General features: G+C 52.5%; 23 protein-coding genes. 8 read left to right on the forward strand and 15 right to left on the reverse strand.

Translation table 11 applies throughout. The annotated features are described in order from the left end of the window. Window positions 1-7 precede the first annotated feature (7 nt). From hemF to dusB, 6 genes are read right to left on the reverse strand one after another with little or no spacing between them, the layout of a single operon-like run. Window positions 8-922: an oxygen-dependent coproporphyrinogen oxidase gene (gene hemF / locus GQ51_RS10310; RefSeq protein WP_047552618.1), complete on the reverse strand. Its 915-nt coding sequence runs from the start codon at window positions 920-922 to the stop codon at window positions 8-10. Between the two features lie 15 nt (window positions 923-937). Next, window positions 938-2,209: a phosphoribosylamine--glycine ligase gene (purD, locus tag GQ51_RS10315; RefSeq protein WP_047552621.1), complete on the reverse strand. Its 1,272-nt coding sequence runs from the start codon at window positions 2,207-2,209 to the stop codon at window positions 938-940. Beyond that, window positions 2,206-2,655, reverse strand: coding sequence for a hypothetical protein (locus GQ51_RS10320; protein WP_047552624.1), 450 nt, complete (start codon window positions 2,653-2,655; stop codon window positions 2,206-2,208). The genes purD and GQ51_RS10320 overlap by 4 nt, the downstream gene beginning before the upstream one ends. 17 nt (window positions 2,656-2,672) lie before the next feature. Beyond that, window positions 2,673-4,259, reverse strand: a complete 1,587-nt coding sequence (purH, locus tag GQ51_RS10325; RefSeq protein ID WP_047552627.1) for a bifunctional phosphoribosylaminoimidazolecarboxamide formyltransferase/IMP cyclohydrolase — start codon at window positions 4,257-4,259, stop codon at window positions 2,673-2,675. 40 nt (window positions 4,260-4,299) lie between these two features. Next, entirely contained in the window at window positions 4,300-4,536 is a 237-nt protein-coding gene (locus tag GQ51_RS10330) for a helix-turn-helix domain-containing protein (RefSeq protein WP_047552630.1), read from the reverse strand. A gap of 9 nt (window positions 4,537-4,545) precedes the next feature. Continuing rightward, window positions 4,546-5,589, reverse strand: a complete 1,044-nt coding sequence (gene dusB, locus GQ51_RS10335) for a tRNA dihydrouridine synthase DusB (RefSeq protein ID WP_047552633.1) — start codon at window positions 5,587-5,589, stop codon at window positions 4,546-4,548. 120 nt (window positions 5,590-5,709) lie between these two features. Here dusB and GQ51_RS10340 point away from each other — a divergent pair, with 120 nt between their 5' ends. Next, on the forward strand, window positions 5,710-6,978 hold the full coding sequence (locus GQ51_RS10340; RefSeq protein WP_047552636.1) for an MFS transporter: 1,269 nt from the start codon (window positions 5,710-5,712) through the stop codon (window positions 6,976-6,978). On the opposite strand, the gene GQ51_RS12355 is transcribed toward GQ51_RS10340, so the two are convergent. Genes GQ51_RS12355 through polA form a run of 5 tightly spaced genes read right to left on the reverse strand, consistent with a single transcriptional unit; the run spans window position 6,940 to window position 11,423 of the window. Further along, window positions 6,940-7,209: a YkgJ family cysteine cluster protein gene (locus GQ51_RS12355; protein WP_081987137.1), complete on the reverse strand. Its 270-nt coding sequence runs from the start codon at window positions 7,207-7,209 to the stop codon at window positions 6,940-6,942. The two genes, GQ51_RS10340 and GQ51_RS12355, sit on opposite strands and share 39 nt — an antisense overlap. Window positions 7,210-7,215: 6 nt before the next feature. Beyond that, window positions 7,216-7,956 (reverse strand): competence/damage-inducible protein A, encoded by a 741-nt coding sequence (locus GQ51_RS10345; protein ID WP_047552639.1) that lies wholly within the window; start codon window positions 7,954-7,956, stop codon window positions 7,216-7,218. A 9-nt stretch (window positions 7,957-7,965) separates the two neighbouring features. Continuing rightward, window positions 7,966-8,307 carry a HepT-like ribonuclease domain-containing protein gene (locus GQ51_RS12490; protein WP_047552641.1) on the reverse strand — a complete coding sequence of 114 codons (342 nt, stop codon included), beginning with the start codon at window positions 8,305-8,307 and terminating at the stop codon, window positions 7,966-7,968. Continuing rightward, the gene (locus GQ51_RS10355) at window positions 8,300-8,590 is read right to left on the reverse strand and encodes a nucleotidyltransferase family protein (RefSeq protein WP_047552644.1); all 291 of its coding nucleotides are present in this window, start codon (window positions 8,588-8,590) and stop codon (window positions 8,300-8,302) included. The genes GQ51_RS12490 and GQ51_RS10355 overlap by 8 nt, the downstream gene beginning before the upstream one ends. 43 nt (window positions 8,591-8,633) lie before the next feature. Continuing rightward, window positions 8,634-11,423, reverse strand: coding sequence for a DNA polymerase I (gene polA, locus GQ51_RS10360; protein WP_047552647.1), 2,790 nt, complete (start codon window positions 11,421-11,423; stop codon window positions 8,634-8,636). A 247-nt stretch (window positions 11,424-11,670) separates the two neighbouring features. On the opposite strand from polA, the gene GQ51_RS10365 reads away from it, so the two are divergent. The 4 genes from GQ51_RS10365 to GQ51_RS10380 all read left to right on the forward strand — a co-directional run bounded on the left by GQ51_RS10365 (window position 11,671) and on the right by GQ51_RS10380 (window position 14,680). Next, complete coding sequence (locus GQ51_RS10365) at window positions 11,671-12,399, forward strand: TIGR00730 family Rossman fold protein (RefSeq protein ID WP_047552650.1); 729 nt, start codon at window positions 11,671-11,673, stop codon at window positions 12,397-12,399. A gap of 78 nt (window positions 12,400-12,477) precedes the next feature. Further along, the gene (locus GQ51_RS10370; RefSeq protein WP_047552653.1) at window positions 12,478-12,828 is read left to right on the forward strand and encodes a DUF2782 domain-containing protein; all 351 of its coding nucleotides are present in this window, start codon (window positions 12,478-12,480) and stop codon (window positions 12,826-12,828) included. A gap of 108 nt (window positions 12,829-12,936) precedes the next feature. Further along, window positions 12,937-13,887, forward strand: coding sequence for a homoserine kinase (gene thrB / locus GQ51_RS10375; protein ID WP_047552657.1), 951 nt, complete (start codon window positions 12,937-12,939; stop codon window positions 13,885-13,887). A 40-nt stretch (window positions 13,888-13,927) separates the two neighbouring features. Next, window positions 13,928-14,680, forward strand: a complete 753-nt coding sequence (locus GQ51_RS10380; RefSeq protein ID WP_047552661.1) for a BPSS1780 family membrane protein — start codon at window positions 13,928-13,930, stop codon at window positions 14,678-14,680. A gap of 349 nt (window positions 14,681-15,029) precedes the next feature. Here the strand turns inward: GQ51_RS10380 and GQ51_RS10385 are convergent, their stop codons facing one another. After that, on the reverse strand, window positions 15,030-17,255 hold the full coding sequence (locus tag GQ51_RS10385) for a UvrD-helicase domain-containing protein (RefSeq protein WP_047554115.1): 2,226 nt from the start codon (window positions 17,253-17,255) through the stop codon (window positions 15,030-15,032). 457 nt (window positions 17,256-17,712) lie between these two features. On the opposite strand from GQ51_RS10385, the gene GQ51_RS10390 reads away from it, so the two are divergent. Continuing rightward, window positions 17,713-18,513, forward strand: coding sequence for a DODA-type extradiol aromatic ring-opening family dioxygenase (locus GQ51_RS10390; protein ID WP_047552664.1), 801 nt, complete (start codon window positions 17,713-17,715; stop codon window positions 18,511-18,513). A gap of 252 nt (window positions 18,514-18,765) precedes the next feature. On the opposite strand, the gene GQ51_RS10395 is transcribed toward GQ51_RS10390, so the two are convergent. The 3 genes from GQ51_RS10395 to GQ51_RS10405 all read right to left on the reverse strand — a co-directional run bounded on the left by GQ51_RS10395 (window position 18,766) and on the right by GQ51_RS10405 (window position 21,736). Then, window positions 18,766-19,392, reverse strand: a complete 627-nt coding sequence (locus GQ51_RS10395; RefSeq protein ID WP_047552667.1) for an FKBP-type peptidyl-prolyl cis-trans isomerase — start codon at window positions 19,390-19,392, stop codon at window positions 18,766-18,768. Window positions 19,393-19,635: 243 nt separating this feature from the next. Next, window positions 19,636-21,273, reverse strand: a complete 1,638-nt coding sequence (gene groL, locus GQ51_RS10400; protein WP_047552671.1) for a chaperonin GroEL — start codon at window positions 21,271-21,273, stop codon at window positions 19,636-19,638. Between the two features lie 175 nt (window positions 21,274-21,448). After that, complete coding sequence (locus GQ51_RS10405) at window positions 21,449-21,736, reverse strand: co-chaperone GroES (RefSeq protein WP_047552673.1); 288 nt, start codon at window positions 21,734-21,736, stop codon at window positions 21,449-21,451. Window positions 21,737-21,877: 141 nt separating this feature from the next. On the opposite strand from GQ51_RS10405, the gene GQ51_RS10410 reads away from it, so the two are divergent. Further along, complete coding sequence (locus GQ51_RS10410; protein ID WP_052177801.1) at window positions 21,878-22,456, forward strand: hypothetical protein; 579 nt, start codon at window positions 21,878-21,880, stop codon at window positions 22,454-22,456. After that, window positions 22,456-23,514: an aldo/keto reductase gene (locus GQ51_RS10415; protein WP_047552676.1), complete on the forward strand. Its 1,059-nt coding sequence runs from the start codon at window positions 22,456-22,458 to the stop codon at window positions 23,512-23,514. Before GQ51_RS10410 ends, GQ51_RS10415 begins: the two co-directional genes overlap by 1 nt. The last annotated feature ends 1 nt before the right edge of the window (window position 23,515 follow it).

Consider the following 23,515-nt stretch of genomic DNA (forward strand, 5'->3'; position numbering starts at 1 on the left):
GGGTTTTCTAGGCGTTCAGCGCTAACCAGTCTTTTTCGATCAGGAAGTCGGTATAGAGTCTGGCTTCCGGGCTGCCGGCTTCCGGTTTCCAGTCATAGCGCCATTTCACGACAGGCGGCATGGAAAGCAGAATGGATTCGGTACGGCCATTGGATTGCAGGCCAAAAATAGTGCCGCGGTCATAAATCAGGTTGAATTCAACATAGCGCCCACGGCGATATGCCTGAAAGTCGCGTTCACGTTCGCCGTATGGCGTATCCTTGCGGCGCTGCACGATCGGCAGGTAAGCCTGTAAGAAGGCATCGCCTACGGCACGGTGGAAGGCAAAGGTTTTGTCGAAGCCAAGTTCATTGAAATCATCATAGAAGATGCCGCCGATACCGCGTGGCTCCTGACGGTGCTTCAGGAAGAAATATTCGTCACATTCTTTCTTGAATTCAGGGTAATAGCCCGCGCCAAATGCATCGATGGCGGTTTTGATGGTGCGGTGAAAATGCTCAGCATCCTCTTCAAAGCCATAGTAAGGCGTCAGGTCCATGCCGCCGCCAAACCACCAGATATCCTGTTCTGAAGCGTTCTGCGCTTTTGCAATAAAGAAGCGCACGTTCATATGCACGGTAGGGACATACGGGTTGCGCGGGTGGAACACGAGCGATACGCCCATGGCTTCCCAGGGGCGGCCTGCGGCCTCAGGATGAGCCACGCTGGCTGCAGGCGGCAACTTTGTGCCCAGCACATGGGAAAAGCCGATGCCTGCACGTTCGAATACGTTGCCCTCTTCAAGCATGCAGGAATTACCGCCGCCACCTTCAGGGCGCTGCCAGCTATCCTGCAGGAAGTTTTTACCATCGACCAGTTCGACGGCTTCTACGATCCTGGCTTGCAGGTTCTGCAGGTAGTTAAAAACATCATGGGTATTCATCATTCAATCCTGAAACTAGCCTTTGATCGCCCTGTAGCCGATATCAGTCCTGTACTGCTCGCCGTCGAACTTGATTTCATTGAGAATTTTATAGGCCTGCTGCTGTGCGAATTTTACGGTTTCGCCCAAAGCGGTCACGCACAATACGCGGCCGCCGCTGGTCACAACTTTGCCGTCTTTCATGGTTGTGCCTGCATGAAAAACGTGAGCATCAATTAGATCTTTAGGCAGGCCGGTAATCTCATCTCCCAGTCTTGGCGTGTCCGGATAGTTGGCTGAAGCCATCACCACGCCTAATGCGGTGCGTCTATCCCACTCAGCTTCAACTTTATCTAACGTGCCGTTGATCGCATGGTCGGCCAGGACGACAAGGTCACTCTTCAGGCGCAGCATGATAGGCTGCGTTTCCGGGTCACCCATACGGCAATTGAACTCCAGGGTTTTAACACTGCCGTCTGGTGAAATCATCAGGCCCGCGTATAAAAAGCCGGTATAGGGGATACCATCTTTTGCCATGCCTTCAACCGTTGGCGTGATGATCTCGCGCATGACCCGGGCATGAATCTCAGGCGTGACTACCGGCGCAGGGGAATAGGCGCCCATGCCGCCGGTGTTGGGGCCCAGGTCACTGTCTAAAAGGCGCTTGTGATCCTGGCTGGTGGCGAGCGGTAATATGTTTTTGCCATCGACCATGACAATAAAGCTGGCTTCTTCACCCTGCAGGAATTCTTCAATCACTACACGCGCGCCAGCGGCGCCCAGTTTATTGTCTGCCAGCATGGCATCGATCGCGGCGTGGGCTTCGCCATCATTCATTGCGACCACGACGCCTTTGCCGGCGGCCAAACCATCGGCTTTAATCACGATAGGCGCGCCTTGCTGTTTCACGTAGTCGTGTGCAAGTTGCGCATCGGTAAATGTGGCGTAGGCAGCGGTAGGGATGTTGTGCCTTACCATGAAAGCTTTGGCAAAATCCTTTGAAGATTCCAATTGCGCTGCGGCTTTTGTCGGACCGAATATTTTCAGGCCGGCAGCGCGGAATGCGTCAACAACGCCTTGCGACAGCGGGGCTTCAGGGCCTACGATGGTGAGATAGATGTCACTATCATCCTGTACGAACTTCACCAGGTCAGGTACTGATGAAACAGGTACATTCATCATGTCCGGGTCAAGCGCGGTGCCTGCATTGCCGGGAGCGACAAAAACACGGCTAACCGCTTTGTTCTGTGCGACTTTCCAGGCCAAGGCATGTTCGCGACCGCCGCCGCCAATAACTAAAATTTTCATTCGCAAGTATTTCCTTGTTGTAGTTGAAATGCCATACCGCTGATTAGCTCGTTGAATTTCTGATAAGACTTTTTACGCGCTGGCGTATTTACAGTAAGTGACTCAATTTTGATGGCGACTGCCGCCGCATTGTCCGGGGAATCCGGAGATTGAAATTTTTCATAAATACAATCAATCGCTTTTCCATCCTCAAGAGCAATGATGCGAGCATCTTCACGACTGCCGGGTGTGAAAATAACGGCCGACTGTATCCACCGGGCGTGGCGGGTGACTGCTGCCAGTTGTGCGGTTGAGTACGATTGTTTCGCAATGTAGGCGTCAATGTCATCGCGAATGCCATTATTGTTTAAATCAGCGCCCCTGATTGCATTCTGCTCACTGCTGTCAGCAGCATTACTGACACCTGCGGAAAAAATTGCAGCGATGAATAATATGTGGAGGCGCATGATGGATTACATTACGGCTAGTGCCTGAAGTGGCGGATACCGGTCAGCACCATTACCAAACCATGTTCATCGGCTGCTGCAATGACTTCTTCATCGCGCATGCTGCCGCCTGGATGGATCACACAGGCGGCGCCGGCTTCTGCCAGTACGTCGATGCCATCACGGAACGGGAAAAATGCGTCGGAAGCCACCACTGAGTTTGTCAGCGCCAGCCCTGCGTTCTGTGCCTTGATCGCTGCAATGCGGGTGCTGTCCACGCGGCTCATCTGGCCGGCGCCTACGCCTAAGGTCATGCCATTGCCGCAGAAAACGATCGCATTCGATTTCACATATTTAGCCACGCGCCATGCAAACAGCATGTCTTCCAGCTGCTGCGGTGTCGGTTGTTTTTTGGTGACCACTTTCAGGTCAGCTACGGTGATCTCGTGGTTGTCTGCGGTCTGGATCAGGATGCCTGAGCCTACGCGCTTGATGTCCTGTGCATTGCGGCCTTGCTGCCAAGGGGTGCTGCCGCCTTGCGGCAAGGCGATTTTAAGTACACGTACATTCGCTTTTGCACTGAAAATCGCCAATGCTTCTTCTGTATATTCCGGCGCAATCAATACTTCTACAAACTGTTTGCTGACAGCTTCAGCTGCAGCTTTGTCCATGATGGTGTTGAAAGCGATAATGCCGCCGAACGCTGAAGTCGGGTCGGTCTGGAACGCTTTGCTGTAGGCTTCCAGCGCATCCTTGCCTACCGCCACACCGCATGGGTTTGCGTGTTTAACGATCACGCAGGCCGTTGAATCAAAGCTTTTTACGGCTTCCCATGCCGCGTCGGCATCGGCGATGTTGTTATAGCTGAGTTCTTTGCCTTGCAGTTGCTGTGCCGTTACCAGTGAGCCTGGTGCAGGGTCCAGATCACGGTAGAAGGCGGCGCTCTGGTGCGGGTTCTCGCCATAGCGTAAATCCTGCAGTTTCACAAAGCGGCCATTTACCTGTGCCGGGTATGGGTTGCGGGTGCCGTCGTTATTGAAGCTCGACAGGTAATCGCTGATCGCGCCATCGTAGTTGCTGATACGGTTGAATGCGGCTACCGACAGCGCGAACCTGGTCGCTTGTGAAGTTGCGCCGCCTGTGCTTTGCATCTCGCGCAGCACGTCTGCATACTGGCTGGCATCTGTCAGCACGGCAACATCTTTCCAGTTCTTGGCGGCAGAGCGCACCATGGCCGGCCCGCCGATGTCGATATTCTCGATCGCGTCTTCCAGTGTGCAGTCCGGGTTGGCAACCGTAGCTTCAAATGGGTACAGGTTGACGATCACCATATCGATATTTGGGATGCCTTGTGCCTGCATGGCTGCAACGTGTTCCGGCAGGTCGCGGCGACCCAGGATGCCGCCATGGACTTTCGGGTGCAGCGTTTTCACGCGGCCATCCAGCATTTCAGGAAAACCGGTGTAGTCGCTGACTTCAATGACCGGGATGTTGTTATCACGGAATAACTTGGCGGTACCGCCGGTAGATAACAGCTCAACGCCAAGTGCGCTCAGGCTTTTAGCAAAATCAATAATGCCGGTTTTATCAGAAACGCTGATCAGCGCACGTTTTATAGTTGCCATGTGAAAACTCTAAAAGAAAGAAATAATTGTGAAAGGTTGATTAATCAATATTGTATTGCTGAAGCTTTTTGCGCAGGGTGTTGCGGTTGATGTCCAGAATGTCTGCAGCCTTGCTTTGGTTACCGCCTACTTTATGCATGATGTATTGCAGCAGCGGTTTTTCTACGCAGCCCAGCACCATGTCATACACGGCATGCGGCGGCTCCCCATCCAGGTGGGTGAAATAGTCATCCAGTGATTCCCTGACGGCTTGGCTTAATTTGCAATCTGCTGACATAGTTTGGACTCAGGCGGCTAGAGCTTCAGACGCGTTGCCGGCGCCTTCTGCATCGTTGTTATCGATATATACCAAACGGTCATTTTTAGCCTTAAGCTCGGTAAAAAAGTCGTTAATGGCCTGTAATTGCAACTCTATGCTTTGCAAAGTGTTCATGGTATGGCGGAAGTTCGCAGATCCGGCCAGCCCCTTGGTATACCAGGAGATGTGCTTGCGCGCCATGCGCATGCCGGTCAGGTCGCCATAGAAATCATACAGGTCGTGCAGATGCTCAAGCAGCACGGAATGGATTTCATCAACCGTCGGCGCCAGTAAATGCGTACCTGTAGCCAGGTAATGCTCAACTTCGCGGAATATCCAGGGGCGGCCTTGCGCGGCGCGACCGATCATGACGGCATCAGCGCCGGTGTAGTCCAGTACGAATCTGGCTTTTTCCGGTGTCGTAATGTCACCGTTGGCAATCAGCGGAATACGGATTTCCTGCTTGACGGCGGCAATCGTGTCGTATTCGGCGTCACCCATGTAAGCACAGGCGCGGGTACGGCCATGCATGGCGAGCGCTTGTATGCCAAGGTCTTCAGCCATTCTGGCAATCGCGATCGCATTGCGGTTGTTTTTGTCCCAGCCGGTACGGATTTTAAGCGTTACCGGCACATCTACGGCGCTGACCACCGCTTTTAAAATCTGCGCGACCAGCGGCTCATCTTTGAGCAATGCGGAGCCGGCCATTACGTTACAGATTTTTTTAGCAGGGCAGCCCATGTTGATGTCGATAATCTGTGCGCCGTTATCGACATTATGTTTTGCGGCTTCCGCCATCATTTTCGGGTCTGCACCGGCAATCTGCACGGAAATCGGGTCGACTTCACCTTCATGGTTGGCGCGGCGTTTTGTTTTTTCGCTGCCATAAAGCAATGAGTTCGAGGTAACCATTTCGGACACGGCCAAGCCCGCGCCCATTTTTTTGCAAAGCTGGCGGAAAGGCCTGTCCGTCACGCCCGCCATGGGAGCGACTACCAGATTGTTTTTTAAGATGTGGTTACCGATTTGCACTAGCTGAATTTCTCAAACGCGAAAGCTGCCTATTTTATACGCAATTGCATTTCGAGAAAACCAAAAAATTCATTATTTAGGCATACAATCCGGAATCGTCAGTGACTGAATCGGTTCAATATGCACAAAGCTTCTACCCGCCATATCGCGTTTGCCAGCTTTATTGGCACGGCCATCGAATTTTATGATTTTTATATCTATGCTATGGCCGCCGCCCTGGTGATAGGCCAGGTGTTTTTTCCGGCCAGTGATCCGGCGACCCAGTCGCTGAACGCTTTTCTGACGTTCGGCATTGCTTTTATTGCCAGGCCGGTCGGCGCTATCGTGTTCGGGCATTTTGGCGATAAAGTCGGGCGCAAGGCCACGCTGGCGGCTTCGCTGCTGCTGATGGGGATTTCTACCTTGCTGATCGGGCTGCTGCCGGGTTATGAGGTGCTGGGTATCTGGGCACCCGTTATTCTGTGCGTGCTGCGTTTCGGCCAGGGCCTGGGGCTAGGCGGCGAATGGGGCGGTGCAGCGCTGCTGGCAACCGAGCATGCGCCGGAAGGCAGGCGCGCCTGGTTTGGCATGTTTCCGCAGCTTGGGCCGTCGGTCGGTTTTCTGCTGGCCACTTTAAGCTACCTGGCTTTGTCACTGTGGCTGACCGATGCCCAGTTCAAAGCCTGGGGCTGGCGCCTGCCTTTTATCGCCAGTGCCTTGCTGGTAGGTGTGGGGCTGTACGTACGTTTCAAGCTGGCGGAAACGCCGGCTTTTTCGACAGCTTTGGCCGAGAATAAGACCCATGCGGTGCCAATCAAGCCTTTGCTGCAGACACATTTGCGTCCCGTGCTGCTGGGGGCGCTGGCGATGGTGGTGTGTTACAACCTGTTTTATACCGCAACGGTTTTCTGCCTGAATTACGGTACGACCCAGCTTGGCATCGCACGTGCGGATTTTTTAGGCATGTTATGTGTTGCGATCCTGTTCATGACGATTGCGACGCCGATCTCCGCGATACTGAGTGACCGTTTTGGCCGCCGCCCGGTGCTGCTGGTGAGCGGGGCATTTGCCGTGCTTGCCGGGTTTGCGCTTAGCCCGCTGCTGGCCAGCGGTTCCACGCTGCAGGTGACGGTGCTGCTTTCTTTAGCGCTATTTCTGATGGGGGCGACCTTTGCGCCCATGGGCGCGTATTTGCCGGAACAGTTTCCGGTTGCAGTGCGCTATACCGGTGCCGGCCTGGCTTACCAGCTTGGAGGGATTCTGGGCGCATCGTTTGCGCCCTATATTTCGCAACTGCTGGTCACTGCGGGTGGTCTGGCATGGGTGGGCGCTTACGTTTCGATTGCCGCTGCCATCAGTTTCACTGCGGTGCTACTGCTGGGAGAGAGCCGGCATGGTGAGCCGCTCTAGGTTGGCAAGCCAGTGGATGGCTTGTTCGCGCGTTTCGCCGCACATTTCCTGGCTGGGTTGCAGGCCGGCGCAGAATGCGGGTCTTTCCGGCTTGCCAAAGATCATGCAGCGGTTGCTGTCATCAAGCTGAACGCAGCGCACCCCGGCAGGCTTGCCATTGGGCATGCCGGGAATCGGGCTGTTGATGGAGGGGGCGGTGCAGCATGCACCGCAAAAGTCTCTACATTCCATTTTGGTTTACAGCTCCGCCCATGGGAAATTGAGCGCAGTCACAGCATGCTTGATTTCATCCAGGGCGGTTTCTGCCAGTTGCGTAGCGCCTTTTACGCCGATTTCCGTGGTGCGGCGATTATCCAGTTTGGGCAGGCTGAACAGTTTCAGATCCGGGTATTTGGCAACGATATGGCGCATCAGATCAATCAGCTGGCTCTCGCCGGCATCCATGACCAGAATGGAAACCTCGGTGTAGTCCTGCCGGTGAAACAAATGCGGATAGTGCGTATCCAGCACCCATTCGATCATAGGGTGAGCCATTTGTGGAAAGCCGGGTACGAAGTAATGCCGGTTGATTGAAAATCCCGCCACACGGTTCACAGGATTGGGAATCAGCTCCGCGCCTAGCGGAAAATCTGCCATCAGTACCCGTTTTGGGTATGCGCTTTCACCGTATTGCGCTTCAATTTCAGCCACAGCGCCTGGGTGACGCGCGATCGGCAACCCGGCCGCATCTGCCGCGCACTGGCGTGTAAAGTCATCCGGCGTCGCGCCGATGCCGCCAAAGCTGAATACGATATCACCATGCTGCATGCTGGCTCGCAGCAGGTTTGTGATCTGTTCAGGAATGTCGCCCAGGTAATGCGCCCATGCGAGTTGCAAGCCACGTGACTTCAGCGCCTGGATCACGAAACTGAGATGCGCATCCTGCCGCTTGCCGGACAGGATTTCGTCGCCGATGATATAGATGCCGAATTCCTGCATTGAGTTAACTTACCTGATTTTTTGTAATTGAATGAGCAGTTCCGGAATATCTACCTGAATGATGTTCCAGAGTGTGTCGTTATCGATGCCAAGGTAACCGTGAATAAGCTGGTTGCGCGTGGCAATCATCATGCGCCACATGATGGCAGGATATTCTTCACGGATGCTCTGTGGAATATGCGTGGCGGCTTCGCCGATTAACTCCAGGTTACGAATCGTAGCATCGTAAGTAATCCCGCTATTTTCGAATCGCTCCTGGTCAAATCCCGAAGTGTAACTGATCACATTTTCGGAAAATTTGATCATGTCGGTGACATAAAAACGCCATTCTCTAGCGTTCATTTCAGACATTGATTGCCTCGCGTTCAATATGTGGGCGCAACTCCTGACGTAATGCTTTTTCGGTCACCAGGTCTACAGGATTGTTCAGCAAGTCTTCAAGGTAGAACTGCACACCAAAATAACGCTGAGAGGTAGCGATGCCATCAAATCCTACTAAAATATCTACATCGCTGCTGCCGGTTGCAGAGTCGCGCGCGGTCGAGCCAAACAGTGCCAGCCGGGTAATGCCGTAGCGTTCGGCCAGTATGGGTTTGTGTTCGACAAGCAATTGAATTACTTGTGATTTTTTCATAAGTGCTAGTTTAACAAAAAATCAGTCGAATTAGGGCGCATGACTAATGCGCGCTTTCCCAGTTGCTGCCCACACCCACTTCCGCCAGCAGCGGTACATCCAGTCTGGCTACATGCTGCATGAGTTCCGGCAGCTTGCGTTTTACCAGGTCCAGCTCGTTCGCAGGCACTTCCAGCACCAGTTCGTCGTGTACCTGCATGATGAGTTTGGTTTGCAGTTTTTCGTCTTTAAGCCATTTGTCTACTGCAATCATCGCAAGTTTGATCAGGTCTGCCGCGGTGCCCTGCATCGGGGCATTGATGGCGGCGCGCTCGGCGCCGGCTCTTCTCATGCCATTTGCGCTATTGATTTCCGGCACCCATAACCGGCGGCCGAAATAGGTTTCAACATAACCTTTCTGCTTGGCGATTTCGCGTGTGTTCTGCATATATTCGCGCACACCGGGATAGCGCGCAAAGTAGCGTTCAATATAGCTTTGTGCCGCGCTGCGTTCGATGTTGAGGTTCTGCGCCAGGCCGAACGCGCTCATGCCGTAAATCAAGCCGAAGTTGATGACCTTGGCGTAGCGGCGCTGTTCGTTGTCCACGCTCTCACGGTCAACGCCGAAGATTTCGGCTGCGGTGGCGCGGTGAATGTCTTCATTATTGGCAAATGCATCCAGCATACCTTGATCCTGCGACAGATGCGCCATGATGCGCAGCTCGATCTGTGAATAGTCGGCAGAGACAATCACGCTGCCTTGCGGGGCAATGAATGCTTCGCGGATACGGCGGCCTTCAGCCGAGCGCACCGGAATGTTCTGCAGGTTAGGGTCGGAACTGGCAAGGCGCCCGGTAATCGCAACGGCCTGATTGTAACTGGTGTGCACGCGACCGGTGGCCGGGTTGATCATGCGCGGCAATTTGTCGGTATAGGTCGACTTCAGCTTGGCAAGGCCGCGATACTCCAGCAGCACTTTTGGCAGCGGGTGATCGAGCGCCAGTTCCTGCAGCACGTCTTCATCGGTAGACGGGGTGCCGCTGGGGGTTTTCTTGAGCGGTTTGATCCCGAGCTTGCCGAACAGAATCTCCTGCAACTGTTTGGGCGACCCCAGGTTGAATGGCTGGCCTGCCAGTTCATAGGCCTGATTCTCCAGCGCGACCAGTTTCATGCCGATTTCATTACTTTGCGCGTTGAGCATGTTGGCATCAATCAGCACGCCGTTACGTTCGATCGTGAATAAAATATCGGATACCGGCATCTCGATCTGGCTGTAGATGTAATTTAGTTTTTCATCATTGGCAATCTGCGGATACATGACCTCATGCAGTTGCAGTGTAATGTCTGCATCTTCTGCCGCGTATTCTGCAGCAGCTTCAACGGTTACCTGGTTAAAGCCTACCTGTTTTGCACCTTTGCCGGCCACTTCTTCAAAACTGATGGTCTTGATGCCTAAATGGCGCTCACTCAAGGCATCCATGCCATGCGATCTGTGCGATTCAAACACATAGGATTGCAGCAGCGTGTCGTGCGCAATGCCATTCAGCCGGATGCCATGGTTTGCCAGTACATGCTGGTCGTATTTCAGGTTCTGGCCGACTTTTTTGATCGCCGGGTTTTCCAGAAATGGCTTGACCTTGCTGAGTGTCGCATTGAAATCGAGCTGCTGCGGCGCATCGAAATAATCATGCGTCAGCGGCAGGTAGGCGGCACTGCCGGCAGCGGTGCTAAACGACATGCCTACGAGTTTTGCCTGCATCGGGTCAAGGGAGGTGGTTTCGGTATCAAAGCAAACCAGTTCTGCCGAGGCGATTCTTTCCAGCCAGCTATCCAGCTGCTCCTGGCTCAGGATCGTTTCGTAATGGCGGGAACGGTTGGCAATGTAGGCCTGAGTGTCAGCTTGAGTCGCGGCCGCCGGTTCGGCGCTGCTGAACATATCCGCAGTCTGTGGCTGCCTGGGTTCTGCAGCAGTACTTGGCCTGCCATCCGGCATGTTTTCCAGTTCGCGTTTCCAGGATTTGAAGTCAAAATGGTCAAACAGTTCTGCCAGTCTGGCTTTGTCCGGCAATTGCGGCGCCAGGTCGCCCAGGTTTTCCTGAATGCCGACATCACAGCGTATCGTGATCAGTTCGCGTGCGGTAGGCAGCCAAGGCAGCGCTTTGCGCAGGTTCTCGCCGACAACGCCGGTAATCTGGTCGGCATTGGCGATGATGTTATCGAGCGAGCCGTATTGCTTGAGCCATTTTACAGCGGTTTTGGGGCCTACTTTCTCTACGCCCGGCACGTTGTCTGAAGTGTCGCCGATCAGGATCAGGTAATCCACGATCAGGCTGGGCGGGATGCCGAATTTTTCTTCCACGCCGGCGACATCAAGTTTTTCATCCCCTTTCCTGAAGGCATTGGGCATGGTGTTGACGATGGTGATGTGCTCGTTCACCAGTTGCGCAATATCCTTATCGCCGGTAGAGATGATGACACGCATGCCTTCGCGTTCTGCCTGCTTTGCCAGCGCCCCGATCACATCGTCGGCTTCTACGCCTTCTTCGATAATCAGCGGCCAGCCCATGGCTTTGATGGCTTCGTGCAAAGGCGCTACCTGGCTGCGCAGGTCATCAGGCATGGACGCGCGGTTTGCTTTGTATTCCGGGTAAATATCATCGCGGAAGGTTTTGCCTTTGGCATCAAAGATGCACGCGCTGTAGTCCGCCGGGTAATCCTTGTGCAGGCGGCGCAGCATGTTAAGCACTCCCTGAATCGCACCGGTAGGTTCATTCAGGTGATTACGTAAATCAGGCATGGCGTGAAAGGCGCGGTAAAGATAGGATGAGCCATCCACCAGTAACAATGTTTTCATGTAAAGATCCAGGTTCTTCGAGCAGGGGCTGGCAGGCTTGCATTCAGGCCTGGCCGGGTTTCTGCAAATAGTTGCAATTTGTAGTTGCTAACAGTTTTTTAATTGCTAACATAATAAAACATCTGGGCGTTTATAGATGGAGATTTTGTTAAGGAAGCGCTGATTAATTGAGCGGGCGTGATGGGAGTACCCGAAAAGGGCGTCGCCATTCAACAGTGTTTACTGAATCCTATGAAGGTGATTTATTATGTCAGTCGATAAAAAAATTCCGGCAAGCAGGGCATCTCGGGTGAGGGATGTTCAGAAAAGCGGCCATGCATCATGGCAAGCCTTTGAAATTATGGCCGAGTTTGTAAGCGCAACCGAGCGCTTAAAGGAGATCACGCCGGCGGTGTCCATTTTTGGCGGGGCGCGAATCAAGCCCGGCACCCCTTATTACGAACTTACCGAGAAAATCGCCCGCATGCTGTCCGATGCAGGCTTCAGCGTCATATCCGGTGGCGGCCCAGGTATTATGGAAGCGGCCAATAAAGGCGCTTTTGCCGGTTATTCGCCTAGCGTTGGCCTGAATATTGAATTGCCGCATGAACAGAACAGCAATCCGTATCAGGATATCAGCCAAAACTTCAAGCATTTTTTCATGCGCAAAGTCATGTTCGTGAAAAATGCCAGCGCCTATGTGGTGCTGCCAGGCGGCTTCGGCACGCTGGATGAACTCATGGAGTGCATTACGCTGGTACAGACAGGCAAGACATTGAACATGCCGATTATCCTGGTATGTGAACCATTCTGGCGTGGCCTGGTTGACTGGATCAAGACCACATTGATTGATGAGGCCATGATTTCACCGGAAGACCTGGATCTGATCCAGATTATCGATGAACCGGAAATGATCGTGGCGGCGATATTCAAGCATTATGAAACCCGGGGCTTTAAACTCTCGCCGGAAGAAGAGCGCATTCAGCTTTATTTATAAAGAAAAGCCTTATATTGCATTATCTTTGATAGAATGTTTTGTAATAAAAAGTCTCACTTAAGAATAGGTGTTTAACGTATGTTTAAAAATCATAAAGTGGCAGGTGCATTGTTATTGGGGCTGATGCTGATGCCTTTGTTTGCGCAGAGTGCGGAAATGCCCAAGAATTTGCAGCCGCTTGAGGAAATACCGCCACCTAAGCTGAGTACGGAGGCTGATCCTGATGAGCCGGAAATCACTATCGTTAAAAAGGGCAATGGCGAAACGGTTGAAGAGTATCGTATGAACGGCGAGCTTTATATGATGAAAATCACCCCTTCACACGGCGTGCCTTATTACCTGTATAAAGAAGACCAGGATGGTGGCTGGACCAATTCCGGACCTAACCCGCCCTTGGCTATTCCAAAATGGACGATCTTCAGATTCTAGGAATCATGCGCTGGATCGCTGTTAAATAATTAAAGAGGGTTATTGCCCTCTTTAATTATTTAACAGCAGCTGGTTTTCCCTTTAAATTCTCATTTAAATATTTCATTTATGTCTGTTTTTACCTCAGTTAGCATTCAAGAATTACAGGTTTGGCTTCAGGGTTACGCAATCGGTGAAGTCGTTGAGCTGAAAGGTATTTCATCAGGCATTACCAATACCAATTATTTCGTCACGACCACGCAGGGTAAGTATGTGCTCACCTTGTTTGAGCATAACTCCATGGAGGAGCTGCCTTATTTCATCGATCTGATGAGCCATCTTGCGACTCACGGAGTGCCCTGCCCGCAGCCCATTGCCAGTCAGGCCGGTGTCAGCCTGCATATGCTGAATGGCAAGCCTGCGGTTCTTATCAGTTGCCTGAACGGACAGGATATCAAGGTGCCGGGAGTTGTGCATTGCGCAGAGGTTGGCGCAGTGCTGGCAAGAATGCATATTGCCGGCCAGTCATTTGTTGAGCATGTGTCAGATATCACAGGTAAGCCGCATCGCAATCCGCGCGATGTCGACTGGCGCATCAGAACCGCCGGACAGGTCATGCCGCATCTTACCGCAGAAGACCAGCAGCTATTAAAGGATACCCTGGAGTTTCAATCAGCCCTGAATGTTTCCGAGCTGCCCAGAGGCATTATCCATGCAGACCTGTTCCGCGATAATGTGCTGTTTGATGGTGATAAAGTCGGCGGCCTCATTGATTTTTATTATGCCTGCAATGATTTCTTTGCCTATGACCTGGCGATTGCGGTGAATGACTGGTGCGTACAGGCAGATGGTGCACTGGATAATGCAAGGCTGGATGCCATGCTGGAAGCCTACCAGGCGGTTCGGCCGTTAACCGGAGCGGAGCAGGCGGCATGGAACAGCATGCTGCGTATTGCGGCGCTGCGTTTCTGGCTGTCTCGCCTGTATGACAAGATTTACCCGCAGGATGGTGAATTAACGCATGCAAAAGATCCTGATCATTTTAAAAACATATTGAAACTGCGAATCGAACAGCGCTAACCCTGGCGTTAGAATCGGCTGGTAACGGAAGATAAATATCATGGCAGAAAACCTGGAAACTCAAGCGCTCATAATCAAGCAGGTGCCGATCGGCAATGCCTGGGTCTGGATTGTGAAAGGCTTCCACTTATTTAAAGCAAACCCTGCCATGTGGATTATTCTGCTGGTGCTTTATCTGGCCATCATGATTCCGGTTTCCATGCTGCCGGTGATCGGCTCCGTGGTGAGTACTTTATTGGCGCCGGTGTTTGCGGCGGGCATGATGTGGGGCTGCCAGGCGCTGGTGAAGAACCAGGATCTGGAAATCAACCACCTGTTCGAGGGATTCAAGAAAAATACCGCACAGCTCATCAGTATCGGCGGCATCTATATGGTGAGCCTGCTGCTGGTTGCGGTGATTGTCGTGCTGGCGCTGGATAAGGAAACGGCGGAGCTGCTGGTGCAGGGCAAAGACCTGAGCCCGGAGCAGGCAGACGGCATGCTGATGCCTATCATGATCGCGTTGCTGCTGATCATGCCGGTCTTGATGGCATATTGGTTTGCGCCGGTGCTGGCAGGCTTGCATCATCTGAGCGCCATAGAGGCAATGAAACTGAGTTTTGCCGCCTGCCTGAAAAACATGCTGCCATTTTTACTGTATGGCCTGATTTTCATGGTGCTGCTGATTGTCGCGATCATCCCGTTCGGCCTGGGACTGGTCGTGGTTGTGCCGATGATGATGACCAGCTTGTATAGCAGTTATGCGGATGTGTTTGGGATTGAGTCGACCATTCCAGCACCGCCTGATATTTAATTCAAATTATTAAGTTCTGAGTAGATTTCGCCCAACTGGCGAGTTTCTTTCTTTTGCTTAGCCAAAAGAAAGAAACCAAAGAAAAGGCTACCCTCAGCCACTTAACCCTGCGTTGCTCAGCTTCATGGACGGCAATCGAAACTCACCCTTACAAGCCAATAATACTGGCTTGTAAGGATTCAAACAGTCGATTGCCGACGACCTCCATGAAGCCTGCGCTACTCGGCGTGGCTGAATGGGACTAGTGCTGAGCGCGAAGGCGATCAGGATTGCTTCATTACTGACAGTGAAGGTATAGAGTTTCTATCTGTGTGAATCTGTGTTTATCTGTGGCTAAATAAACCAAAACTCAAATCGGTGTCAGTTTGGCAAATTCCAGTGCCAGCCATTTCAAACCTTCGCGTCCGAAATTCACCTGTACACGCATGTCGTTAGCGTTGCCTTCGTAACTCACTACAACACCGTTACCAAACTTGTTATGTGCGACCTGTTGCCCGATTTTCCACGGCATGGCATTTTTCTGGGTGCTGCTCTGCTGTTTGCTCATCATGGCAGGCAGTTCGCTGTAATCGCGGCTGCTGCCTGATTTTGCAACCGGCTTGCTGTTCAGGTGCTTGAGCAGTTCATCCGGAATTTCATCCAGAAAACGTGACGGGATGCCGTAGCGCACCTGCCCATGCAGCATGCGGCTTTGCGCGTGGCTGATGTACAGGCGCTGCCTGGCGCGCGTCACCGCTACATACATCAGGCGGCGTTCTTCTTCGAGGCCATTGGCTTCAAAGGTGCTTTGCTCATGCGGAAATAAACCTTCTTCCATGCCGCTGATGAATACGGCTTTGAATTCCAGACCTTTGGATGCATGCACCGTCATCAGCTGCAGGGCTTCGCGGCCGACATCGGCCTGGTGTTCGCCAGCTTCTAAACTCGCATGGCTCAGGAACTGCGTCAGCAGGTCCTGCTCGGTTTCGCCATCCACATTGTTGTGGTTGCCGAAATCCTGCCTGGTAAAAGCTACGGCAGCAGTCACCAGCTCTTCCAGGTTGGCAATGCGGTCTTCACCTTCTTTTTCGTTCTGGTAGTGCGCTTTCAGCCCGGATAGCGTGGTTGCCAGCTCGGTGAGTTCTGCCAGCGTGATGCCATAGGCTTCATCCACCATGTGCCGGATCAGCGCAACAAACCCTTCAATGCCTTTGGCGCCGGGTTTACCGTTGCCAACCTTATTGATAGCGGCCTGCCACAGGCTGCAATTTCCGGCACGGGCGGATTCCTGCAATTGTTCCAGGCTGCGCGCACCGATGCCGCGTGCCGGGAAGTTGATCACGCGCAGCAGTGCCGTGTCATCGTTGGCATTGGCGATCAGGCGCATGTAAGCCAGTGCATGCTTGATTTCGGCCCGCTCGAAGAAGCGCAGGCCACCGTATACGCGGTAAGGCAGGTTGGCTGAAAAAAACGCATGCTCAAGGATGCGTGATTGTGCATTGGAGCGATAGAGCAGGGCGATGTCGCCCAGTTCGGTGCCTTCTGCGTGCAGCATCTTGATTTCATCGACGATGAATTGTGCTTCGTCGTTATCGTTATAAGCCTGGTAGACGCGGATCGGCTCACCGGCGCCGGCCGATGTCCACAGGTTCTTGCCCAGGCGGTTCTTGTTGTGTGAGATGATCGCATTGGCAGCATTCAGGATGTTGCTGTGTGAACGGTAGTTCTCTTCCAGTTTCACTACGTGCTGGATGTGGAAGTCACTTTCAAAATCACGCATATTGCCTACGCGCGCGCCGCGGAAACCATAGATGGACTGATCGTCATCACCCACGGCGAACATGCAGTTGTCTTTGCCTGCCAGCAGTTTCAGCCAAAGGTATTGCAGGCGGTTGGTATCCTGAAACTCATCTACCAGTATATACCTGAAACGGTTCTGGTAATGCTGGCGGACATTGGCATCGCGCTCCAGCAGTTCGTAGCAGCGCAGCAGCAGTTCAGCAAAGTCGGCAACGCCATCGCGCTGGCATTGTTTGTCATATTCTTCAAAGATTTCGCGCAGTTTCTGCGTGTGCGGGTCATAGGCATCTACTGCATGCGCACGCAGGCCTTCATCTTTGCAGCCGTTGATGAAATTCTGCACCTGCTTGGGCGGGAATTTCTCATCATCCACATTCAGCTGTTTCATCAGGCGCTTGATGACAGACAACTGATCTGCAATATCCAGTATCTGGAAGCTTGCCGGCAGTCCGGCTTCGCGGTGATGCGCCCGCAGCAGGCGATTGCACAAGCCGTGGAAAGTGCCTACCCACATGCCGCGGGTGTTGATGGGCAGCGAGGCTGTAATGCGGGTGAGCATTTCCTTGGCGGCTTTGTTGGTGAAAGTTACCGCCAGCAGTCCTGTCGGCGAAACCTGTCCGGTCTGGATCAGCCAGGCGATACGTGCCGTGAGTACACGGGTTTTGCCGCTGCCGGCGCCTGCCAGGATCAAGGCCGATTGCTGCGGGAGCGTGACGGCTTCAAGCTGTTTGTTGTTGAGTCCGGCCAGGAGCGGATCTTGGGTTGTGCTTTGGGGGTGAGGGTTTTGGCTATTCATAAGCTGCATTCTAACATGAGTCACCAAGCCTGATTTTGCTGTGGTTTTCAGGTCAAGCAGATAAAACCAGCTGCCAGTGAAAGTTCAGGCTGCCGCCGCTGTATGCTGGTGTTGCCGTGGCGACGATGCTATCGTGAATGGAATTTTGTAATAAATTGTAAAAATGCAGAACTAAACCAGATGGCGGCTAGTCGTAATGTCAGGTAATGAGAATTACCGTTCCGCTTCTTTCCTCCCTGAGCGGAAGCCTTAGACGATGAGGCGTTTCCGGCCCCGATTTCTTCCCCTTAATCGGGGTCTTTTTTTGCCCGCTATCTGCGAGGTCTTGAATTGTGCGTAACTCAAATCGTGCGTAAGTATAAACGTAAATTGTGAAATTTGTAAACACTTTGTAATTTAATTGTAATTTTTTACATAACTGTTTGAAGTCATTACATTTAGGTGTAATTTAGAGTGGATGAAATATAGCAGACTCCCCACCTTTTTTATCTCCCATGGCGGTGGCCCCTGGCCTTATATTGAAGATATGCGCCAGCGTTTTGCCGTTACGGCAGCGGAATTAGCGAAGCTGCCCTCGGCATTGCCGGCCAAGCCCAAAGCGATTCTGGTGATTACCGGACATTGGGAGGCGCCGCAGTTTACGGTATCCACCGCTGCACATCCGCGTATGGAATATGATTATTATGGCTTTCCCGAGCATACCTACCATGTGCAGTACCCCGCTCCCGGCAGCCCTGAGCTTGCGAAAAGGGTGCGGGACTTGCTGGCACTTGCAGGTATGGAAAGTGATGAAGACCCGGAGCGCGGTTTTGATCATGGCGTTTTTGTGCCGATGATGCTGATGTATCCCGAGGCCGATATTCCTGTTGTGCTGCTATCCATGAAGTCCAGCTATGATGCGCTGGAGCATATCAGGCTGGGAGAAGCGCTGGCGCCGCTGCGTGATGAAGGCGTGCTGATTGTCGGCAGTGGCCTGACTTACCACAATATGCGCGGTTTTGGCCGGCCGGCATCTCTGGAGCCATCTGTGCAATTCGAGCAGTATTTGTTTGAAGCGATCTCCAGCAAGAAGTCGCAGTCGCGCAATCAGGCGCTGGTCAATTGGGAGCAGGCGCCGTATGCCCGGCTGGTGCATCCGCGGGAAGACCACCTGATACCGTTGATGGCGGCGGCGGGTGCTGCCGGTGAAGATGTAGGCCAGCGTATTTTTACCGATACCGTGTTTGAGGTCGTGATGGCTTCATACCGGTTTGGTTAGGCAAATTCTGAAGCTATGATTATTTATCTTAATTAATCCCATGATTTAGATTAATCCCATGATTTAGCCAATCCCGCTTATTCGCACCCCAGGGCACCTTCTCTTGCCACAAGGTGGCAATTCACCTTGTCATACCAGCGTAGGCTGGTATCCAGGCTGCGTGAATATTAGCGCTATCTCGATAAACCATCATTCGTGATTACCACTAAAACGTCATTCCCGCCTTCGCGGGAATGACGTTTTGGTTGGCCCTTACTCAATCGCCAATAATTCAACTTCGAATATCAGCGTTGCATCCGGACCAATCACAGGGCCGCTGCCGTTCACGCCGTAGGCTAAATTCGATGGAATGGTCAGCTCGAATTTACTGCCTACCTGCATTAACTGCAAACCTTCCACCCACCCCGCAATCACGCCCGTCACCGGGAAAACGATGGGCTCACCGCGGTCATAAGAGCTGTCAAATACCGTACCATCAATCAGGGTGCCTCGGTAATGGACTTTTACGCGGTCACTTTTGCTAGGTTTTGCACCATCGCCAGCTGCCAGTGATTTATATTGCAGGCCGCTATCGGTGGTAATGACACCTTCTTTTTTGCTGTTCTCAGCCAGGTAAGCCGCACCTTCGGCCTTGTTTTTTGCAGACTGTTCGGTGTGAACAGCCATTTGTCTTTCCTGGCTTTCCTTCTGCACTTGTTCAACCGTGCTTCTTTTTTCCGCATCGGTCAGGCGTGATGGATTGCCCGCCATCACATCGCTAACTGCCAGTGCGACAGCGGCAGGATCAAGTTCCAATGCATCATTCTTGAGCTGATGCGCCATGTTTTCACCCACGATATAACTTAAGCGTTGGGTTAAGGTGTCTAATGCAATTGTCATTGTTTTCTTTCGTAGTTTGAGGGCTGATGCGAAAAGCACAAACCGTAATTATGATGGAGAACGCTAGTTAAAACAAAATTCGAGATAAAACAAAACCCGCCGCAGCGGGTTTGTTTTTTTGCAGTGCTGGTTAGTGCGTTTCAGCAAGTTAAAGCGGTTAGTGCAAGGCGCGAATCCGCAGGCAGTACATTGAGTACGACAAGGATAAGCAACGCAGCAATCACCGCTTTAGCGACGCTGAAATTACATCATACCGCCCATGCCGCCCATGCCACCCATATCCGGCATTGCTGGTGCGTCATCTTTCGGCAGTTCTGCAACCATGCAGTCAGTAGTCAGCATCAGGCCGGCAACTGAAGCTGCGTGCTGCAATGCTGAACGGGTTACTTTAGTTGGATCCAGCACGCCCATTTCAACCATGTCACCATAGGTTTCGTTAGCAGCGTTGTAACCGTAGTTGCCAGTACCCTGTTCAACCTGGTTCACAACTACTGAAGGCTCAACACCTGCATTAGCTACGATCTGACGCAATGGTTCTTCAACCGCGCGCAATACGATCTTCACGCCAGCGTCCTGGTCATGGTTGTCGCCTTTAACTTGCGCGATGGCTTTACGTGCACGGATCAATGCAACGCCGCCGCCGGCAACGATACCTTCTTCAACCGCAGCGCGTGTCGCGTGCAATGCATCTTCCACGCGGGCTTTTTTCTCTTTCATTTCGATTTCAGTAGTCGCGCCAACCTTGATCACAGCAACGCCGCCGGCCAATTTAGCCACGCGTTCCTGCAGTTTTTCACGGTCGTAGTCGCTGCTTGCTTCTTCGATCTGGGTTTTGATCTGCGTGATGCGTGCTTTAATGATGTCTTCAGCGCCGTGGCCGTCGATGATGATGGTGTTTTCTTTACCCACTTCAATACGTTTTGCCTGGCCCAGGTTGTCCAATGTAACATTTTCAAGTTTCAGGCCAACTTCTTCAGCAATCACGGTACCGCCAGTCAGGATAGCGATATCTTCCAGCATGGCTTTGCGACGGTCACCGAAGCCTGGCGCTTTAACCGCAACAGTTTTCAGGATGCCGCGGATGTTGTTCACTACCAGGGTTGCCAATGCTTCGCCATCCACTTCTTCTGCAATGATCAGCAGTGGGCGGCCAGCTTTAGCCACTTGTTCCAATGTTGGCAGCAAGTCGCGGATGTTTGAGATTTTCTTGTCATGCAGCAACACGAACGGGTTGTCCATCAAAGCGATCTGACGTTCCTGGTTGTTGATGAAATATGGTGACAGGTAGCCACGGTCGAACTGCATGCCTTCAACTACGTCCAGTTCGCTTTCCAGGCCTGAACCGTCTTCAACGGTGATCACGCCTTCTTTACCCACTTTGTCCATTGCATCGGCAATGATCTGGCCGATAGAGCTGTCAGAGTTGGCTGAGATAGAACCAACCTGAGCGATTTCCTTGCTGGTGGCACATGGTTTTGACTGTGTCTTCAGGTCAGCGATTGCGGCTGCAACGGCTTTGTCGATACCGCGTTTCAAATCCATCGGGTTCATGCCGGCAGCCACTGATTTCATGCCTTCGCGGATGATGGCCTGTGCCAATACAGTAGCGGTCGTTGTACCGTCACCTGCGATGTCTGAAGTTTTTGAAGCCACTTCTTTCACCATCTGTGCGCCCATGTTTTCGAATTTGTCTTTCAATTCGATTTCTTTAGCGACTGAAACGCCATCCTTGGTGATGGTAGGTGCGCCGAAAGAGCGCTCTAACACTACATTGCGGCCTTTAGGGCCTAAAGTTACCTTAACTGCGTTGGCGAGAATGTTTACGCCATTGGTCATTTTTTGACGGACTTCATCACCGAATCTTACGTCTTTAGCTGCCATAATTAAATTCTCCTAATAAACTCTAAATATCTAAATGTTTGGTGTGGCGAGGTAGATGCGATACAAGGCGCGAGAAACGTATTAAGCGAAGACAGTACAAAAGTACGTCGAGCTTAAACGGTTTCGAGCAACGCAGTAGCGCGCTACCATAGCTTGTCAGCTACATTCCGCCAGATTATTCTACGATGCCCATAATGTCATCTTCACGCATTACTAACACTTCTTCGCCGTCAACTTTAACGGTTTGACCCGCATATTTGCCGAACAGCACTTTGTCGCCAACTTTAACGTCCAGTGCAATGGCTTTGCCGCTATCATCTTTCTTGCCGTTACCAACAGCGATCACAACACCTTGGTCTGGTTTTTCTGTAGCAGAATCTGGAATTACGATGCCAGATGCGGTTGTACGTTCTTCTTCTGAGCGTTTTACAACCACGCGATCATGTAATGGACGAATTTTCATTAGATTTCTCCTTAAGTTATGCTTAAAATTGGTGTTAATTTTATAGTGCGCGATTTTAGCACTCATGCACTTTGATTGCTAATGTTGTGTCTAAACTTTAGTTTTCAAGAGCCGCCCACAAAAATTTATGGAAATGATGTTTTGACTAATCCCGTAGCGCCAGAAGCACCAAAGCCCGATGCTGTGATTCAGCAGCTTAATCTTGGATACAACGCGCAGCAGGACCGCCTGCTGCTGCGTGTCGGGTTGAGCGACGATACCGAATTGCTGCTGTGGATCACTTACCGTGTCGCCAGGCTGATGTGGCAATTGTTAAGCGGCGAAGCGAATCTGCCGACCGCTGGCTCTATCCAGCCTGATGTACCGCCAGCCGCGGCTGTTGCGCAGTTCAGGCAGGAGGCGCAGGCGACTGAATCCCTCAGCAAGATGGATTTTTCCACCCAGTACCAGCCTCGCAAAGGGATTCGCAATGACGGCGCCTTGCTTGCAGTCGAGCTGAAATTGTCCGGCGATGCGATCAAGCACCTGGATGTGCTGTGTCTGGACGGGGTGACGGTAGGCATGAACCTGCCGCCCGCGCTGATCCTGGCGCTATGCAATATGCTGCAGCTTTCCGTAAGGGAGTCCGGCTGGAGTATTGGCGCCAAAGTTATGCCGCTGCCTGTGCTGAATGCGGATGCAGCTGATGAACCTGCAGTGACTAATAAGGTTTTACATTGATGGAGTATACCCAGCTTGGCAATTCCGGCCTGACGGTTTCCAAGGTATGTTTAGGCACCATGACCTATGGCGACCAGAATACGGAAGCTGAAGCCCATGCGCAATTGGATTATGCGATGGCGCAGGGCATTAATTTTATAGATACCGCAGAGATGTACCCGGTGCCGCCCAAAGCCGAAACCTATACGCGTACCGAAACCATGGTCGGCACCTGGCTTAAGAAACAGCCGCGTGACAGGGTCATCCTGGGGAGCAAGGCTGCCGGGCCCCGGCGCGGCATGGACTGGATACGCGGTGGACCGCCTGCACTGGACCGCGCCAATATACGCGCCGCGATTGAAGGTTCGCTCAAGCGCCTGCAGACGGATTATATTGATGTATACCAGCTGCACTGGCCGGAGCGCAATGTGCCGATGTTCGGGCAATACCAGTTTGACCCGGCGCAGGAACTGGATGCCGGCGGCAGGCAGGTGCAATGGGTGAGCATACGCAACCAGCTGGAAACATTGGCTGAACTGATACAAGAGGGCAAGGTGCGTGCGATTGGTTTATCCAATGAGCAGCCGTGGGGCTTGATGGAATTCCTGCGCATTGCTGGCGAATACGGCCTGCCGCGTGTGGCCAGCGTACAGAACTGCTACAACCTGATTAACCGCGGCATGGAATTTGGCATGTCTGAAGTGTTATACCGCGAGAATGTCGGCCTGCTCGCTTACTCACCCTTAGCCTTCGGTCATCTCAGCGGCAAGTATATTGATGACCCGGAAGCAAAAGGCCGTGTCACGATGTTCCTGGGTTACGCACAGCGCTATAAAAAACCGGGGGTTGTTCCGGCCAGTGCCGCTTACACTCAACTCGCCAGGGCGCATGGCCTGACGCCGGTGCAATTGGCGCTGAGTTTTGTTTACCATCGCTGGTTTGTGAGCAGCACGATTATCGGCGCCACCACAATGGCACAGCTGAAACAGAATATCGATGCGTGGCAGACCCGCCTTACGCCTGAACTGGTGCAGGAGATCGAGCATCTGCACCTGACGATGATGAACCCTGCGCCTTAGC

This window comes from Methylotenera sp. G11 (genome assembly GCF_000799735.1).
Lineage (GTDB): Bacteria > Pseudomonadota > Gammaproteobacteria > Burkholderiales > Methylophilaceae > Methylotenera.

Excerpts from the sequence above, each read along its gene's own strand:
- hemF (WP_047552618.1), bottom strand. The coding sequence starts at position 922 with ATGAATACCCATGATGTTTTTAACTACCTGCAGAACCTGCAAGCCAGG.
- purD (WP_047552621.1), bottom strand. The coding sequence starts at position 2,209 with ATGAAAATTTTAGTTATTGGCGGCGGCGGTCGCGAACATGCCTTGGCC.
- GQ51_RS10320 (WP_047552624.1), bottom strand. The coding sequence starts at position 2,655 with ATGCGCCTCCACATATTATTCATCGCTGCAATTTTTTCCGCAGGTGTC.
- purH (WP_047552627.1), bottom strand. The coding sequence starts at position 4,259 with ATGGCAACTATAAAACGTGCGCTGATCAGCGTTTCTGATAAAACCGGC.
- GQ51_RS10330 (WP_047552630.1), bottom strand. The coding sequence starts at position 4,536 with ATGTCAGCAGATTGCAAATTAAGCCAAGCCGTCAGGGAATCACTGGAT.
- GQ51_RS10340 (WP_047552636.1), top strand. The coding sequence starts at position 5,710 with ATGCACAAAGCTTCTACCCGCCATATCGCGTTTGCCAGCTTTATTGGC.
- GQ51_RS12355 (WP_081987137.1), bottom strand. The coding sequence starts at position 7,209 with ATGGAATGTAGAGACTTTTGCGGTGCATGCTGCACCGCCCCCTCCATC.
- GQ51_RS10345 (WP_047552639.1), bottom strand. The coding sequence starts at position 7,956 with ATGCAGGAATTCGGCATCTATATCATCGGCGACGAAATCCTGTCCGGC.
- GQ51_RS12490 (WP_047552641.1), bottom strand. The coding sequence starts at position 8,307 with ATGTCTGAAATGAACGCTAGAGAATGGCGTTTTTATGTCACCGACATG.
- GQ51_RS10355 (WP_047552644.1), bottom strand. The coding sequence starts at position 8,590 with ATGAAAAAATCACAAGTAATTCAATTGCTTGTCGAACACAAACCCATA.
- polA (WP_047552647.1), bottom strand. The coding sequence starts at position 11,423 with ATGAAAACATTGTTACTGGTGGATGGCTCATCCTATCTTTACCGCGCC.
- GQ51_RS10365 (WP_047552650.1), top strand. The coding sequence starts at position 11,671 with ATGTCAGTCGATAAAAAAATTCCGGCAAGCAGGGCATCTCGGGTGAGG.
- GQ51_RS10370 (WP_047552653.1), top strand. The coding sequence starts at position 12,478 with ATGTTTAAAAATCATAAAGTGGCAGGTGCATTGTTATTGGGGCTGATG.
- thrB (WP_047552657.1), top strand. The coding sequence starts at position 12,937 with ATGTCTGTTTTTACCTCAGTTAGCATTCAAGAATTACAGGTTTGGCTT.
- GQ51_RS10380 (WP_047552661.1), top strand. The coding sequence starts at position 13,928 with ATGGCAGAAAACCTGGAAACTCAAGCGCTCATAATCAAGCAGGTGCCG.
- GQ51_RS10385 (WP_047554115.1), bottom strand. The coding sequence starts at position 17,255 with ATGAATAGCCAAAACCCTCACCCCCAAAGCACAACCCAAGATCCGCTC.
- GQ51_RS10390 (WP_047552664.1), top strand. The coding sequence starts at position 17,713 with ATGAAATATAGCAGACTCCCCACCTTTTTTATCTCCCATGGCGGTGGC.
- GQ51_RS10395 (WP_047552667.1), bottom strand. The coding sequence starts at position 19,392 with ATGACAATTGCATTAGACACCTTAACCCAACGCTTAAGTTATATCGTG.
- groL (WP_047552671.1), bottom strand. The coding sequence starts at position 21,273 with ATGGCAGCTAAAGACGTAAGATTCGGTGATGAAGTCCGTCAAAAAATG.
- GQ51_RS10405 (WP_047552673.1), bottom strand. The coding sequence starts at position 21,736 with ATGAAAATTCGTCCATTACATGATCGCGTGGTTGTAAAACGCTCAGAA.
- GQ51_RS10415 (WP_047552676.1), top strand. The coding sequence starts at position 22,456 with ATGGAGTATACCCAGCTTGGCAATTCCGGCCTGACGGTTTCCAAGGTA.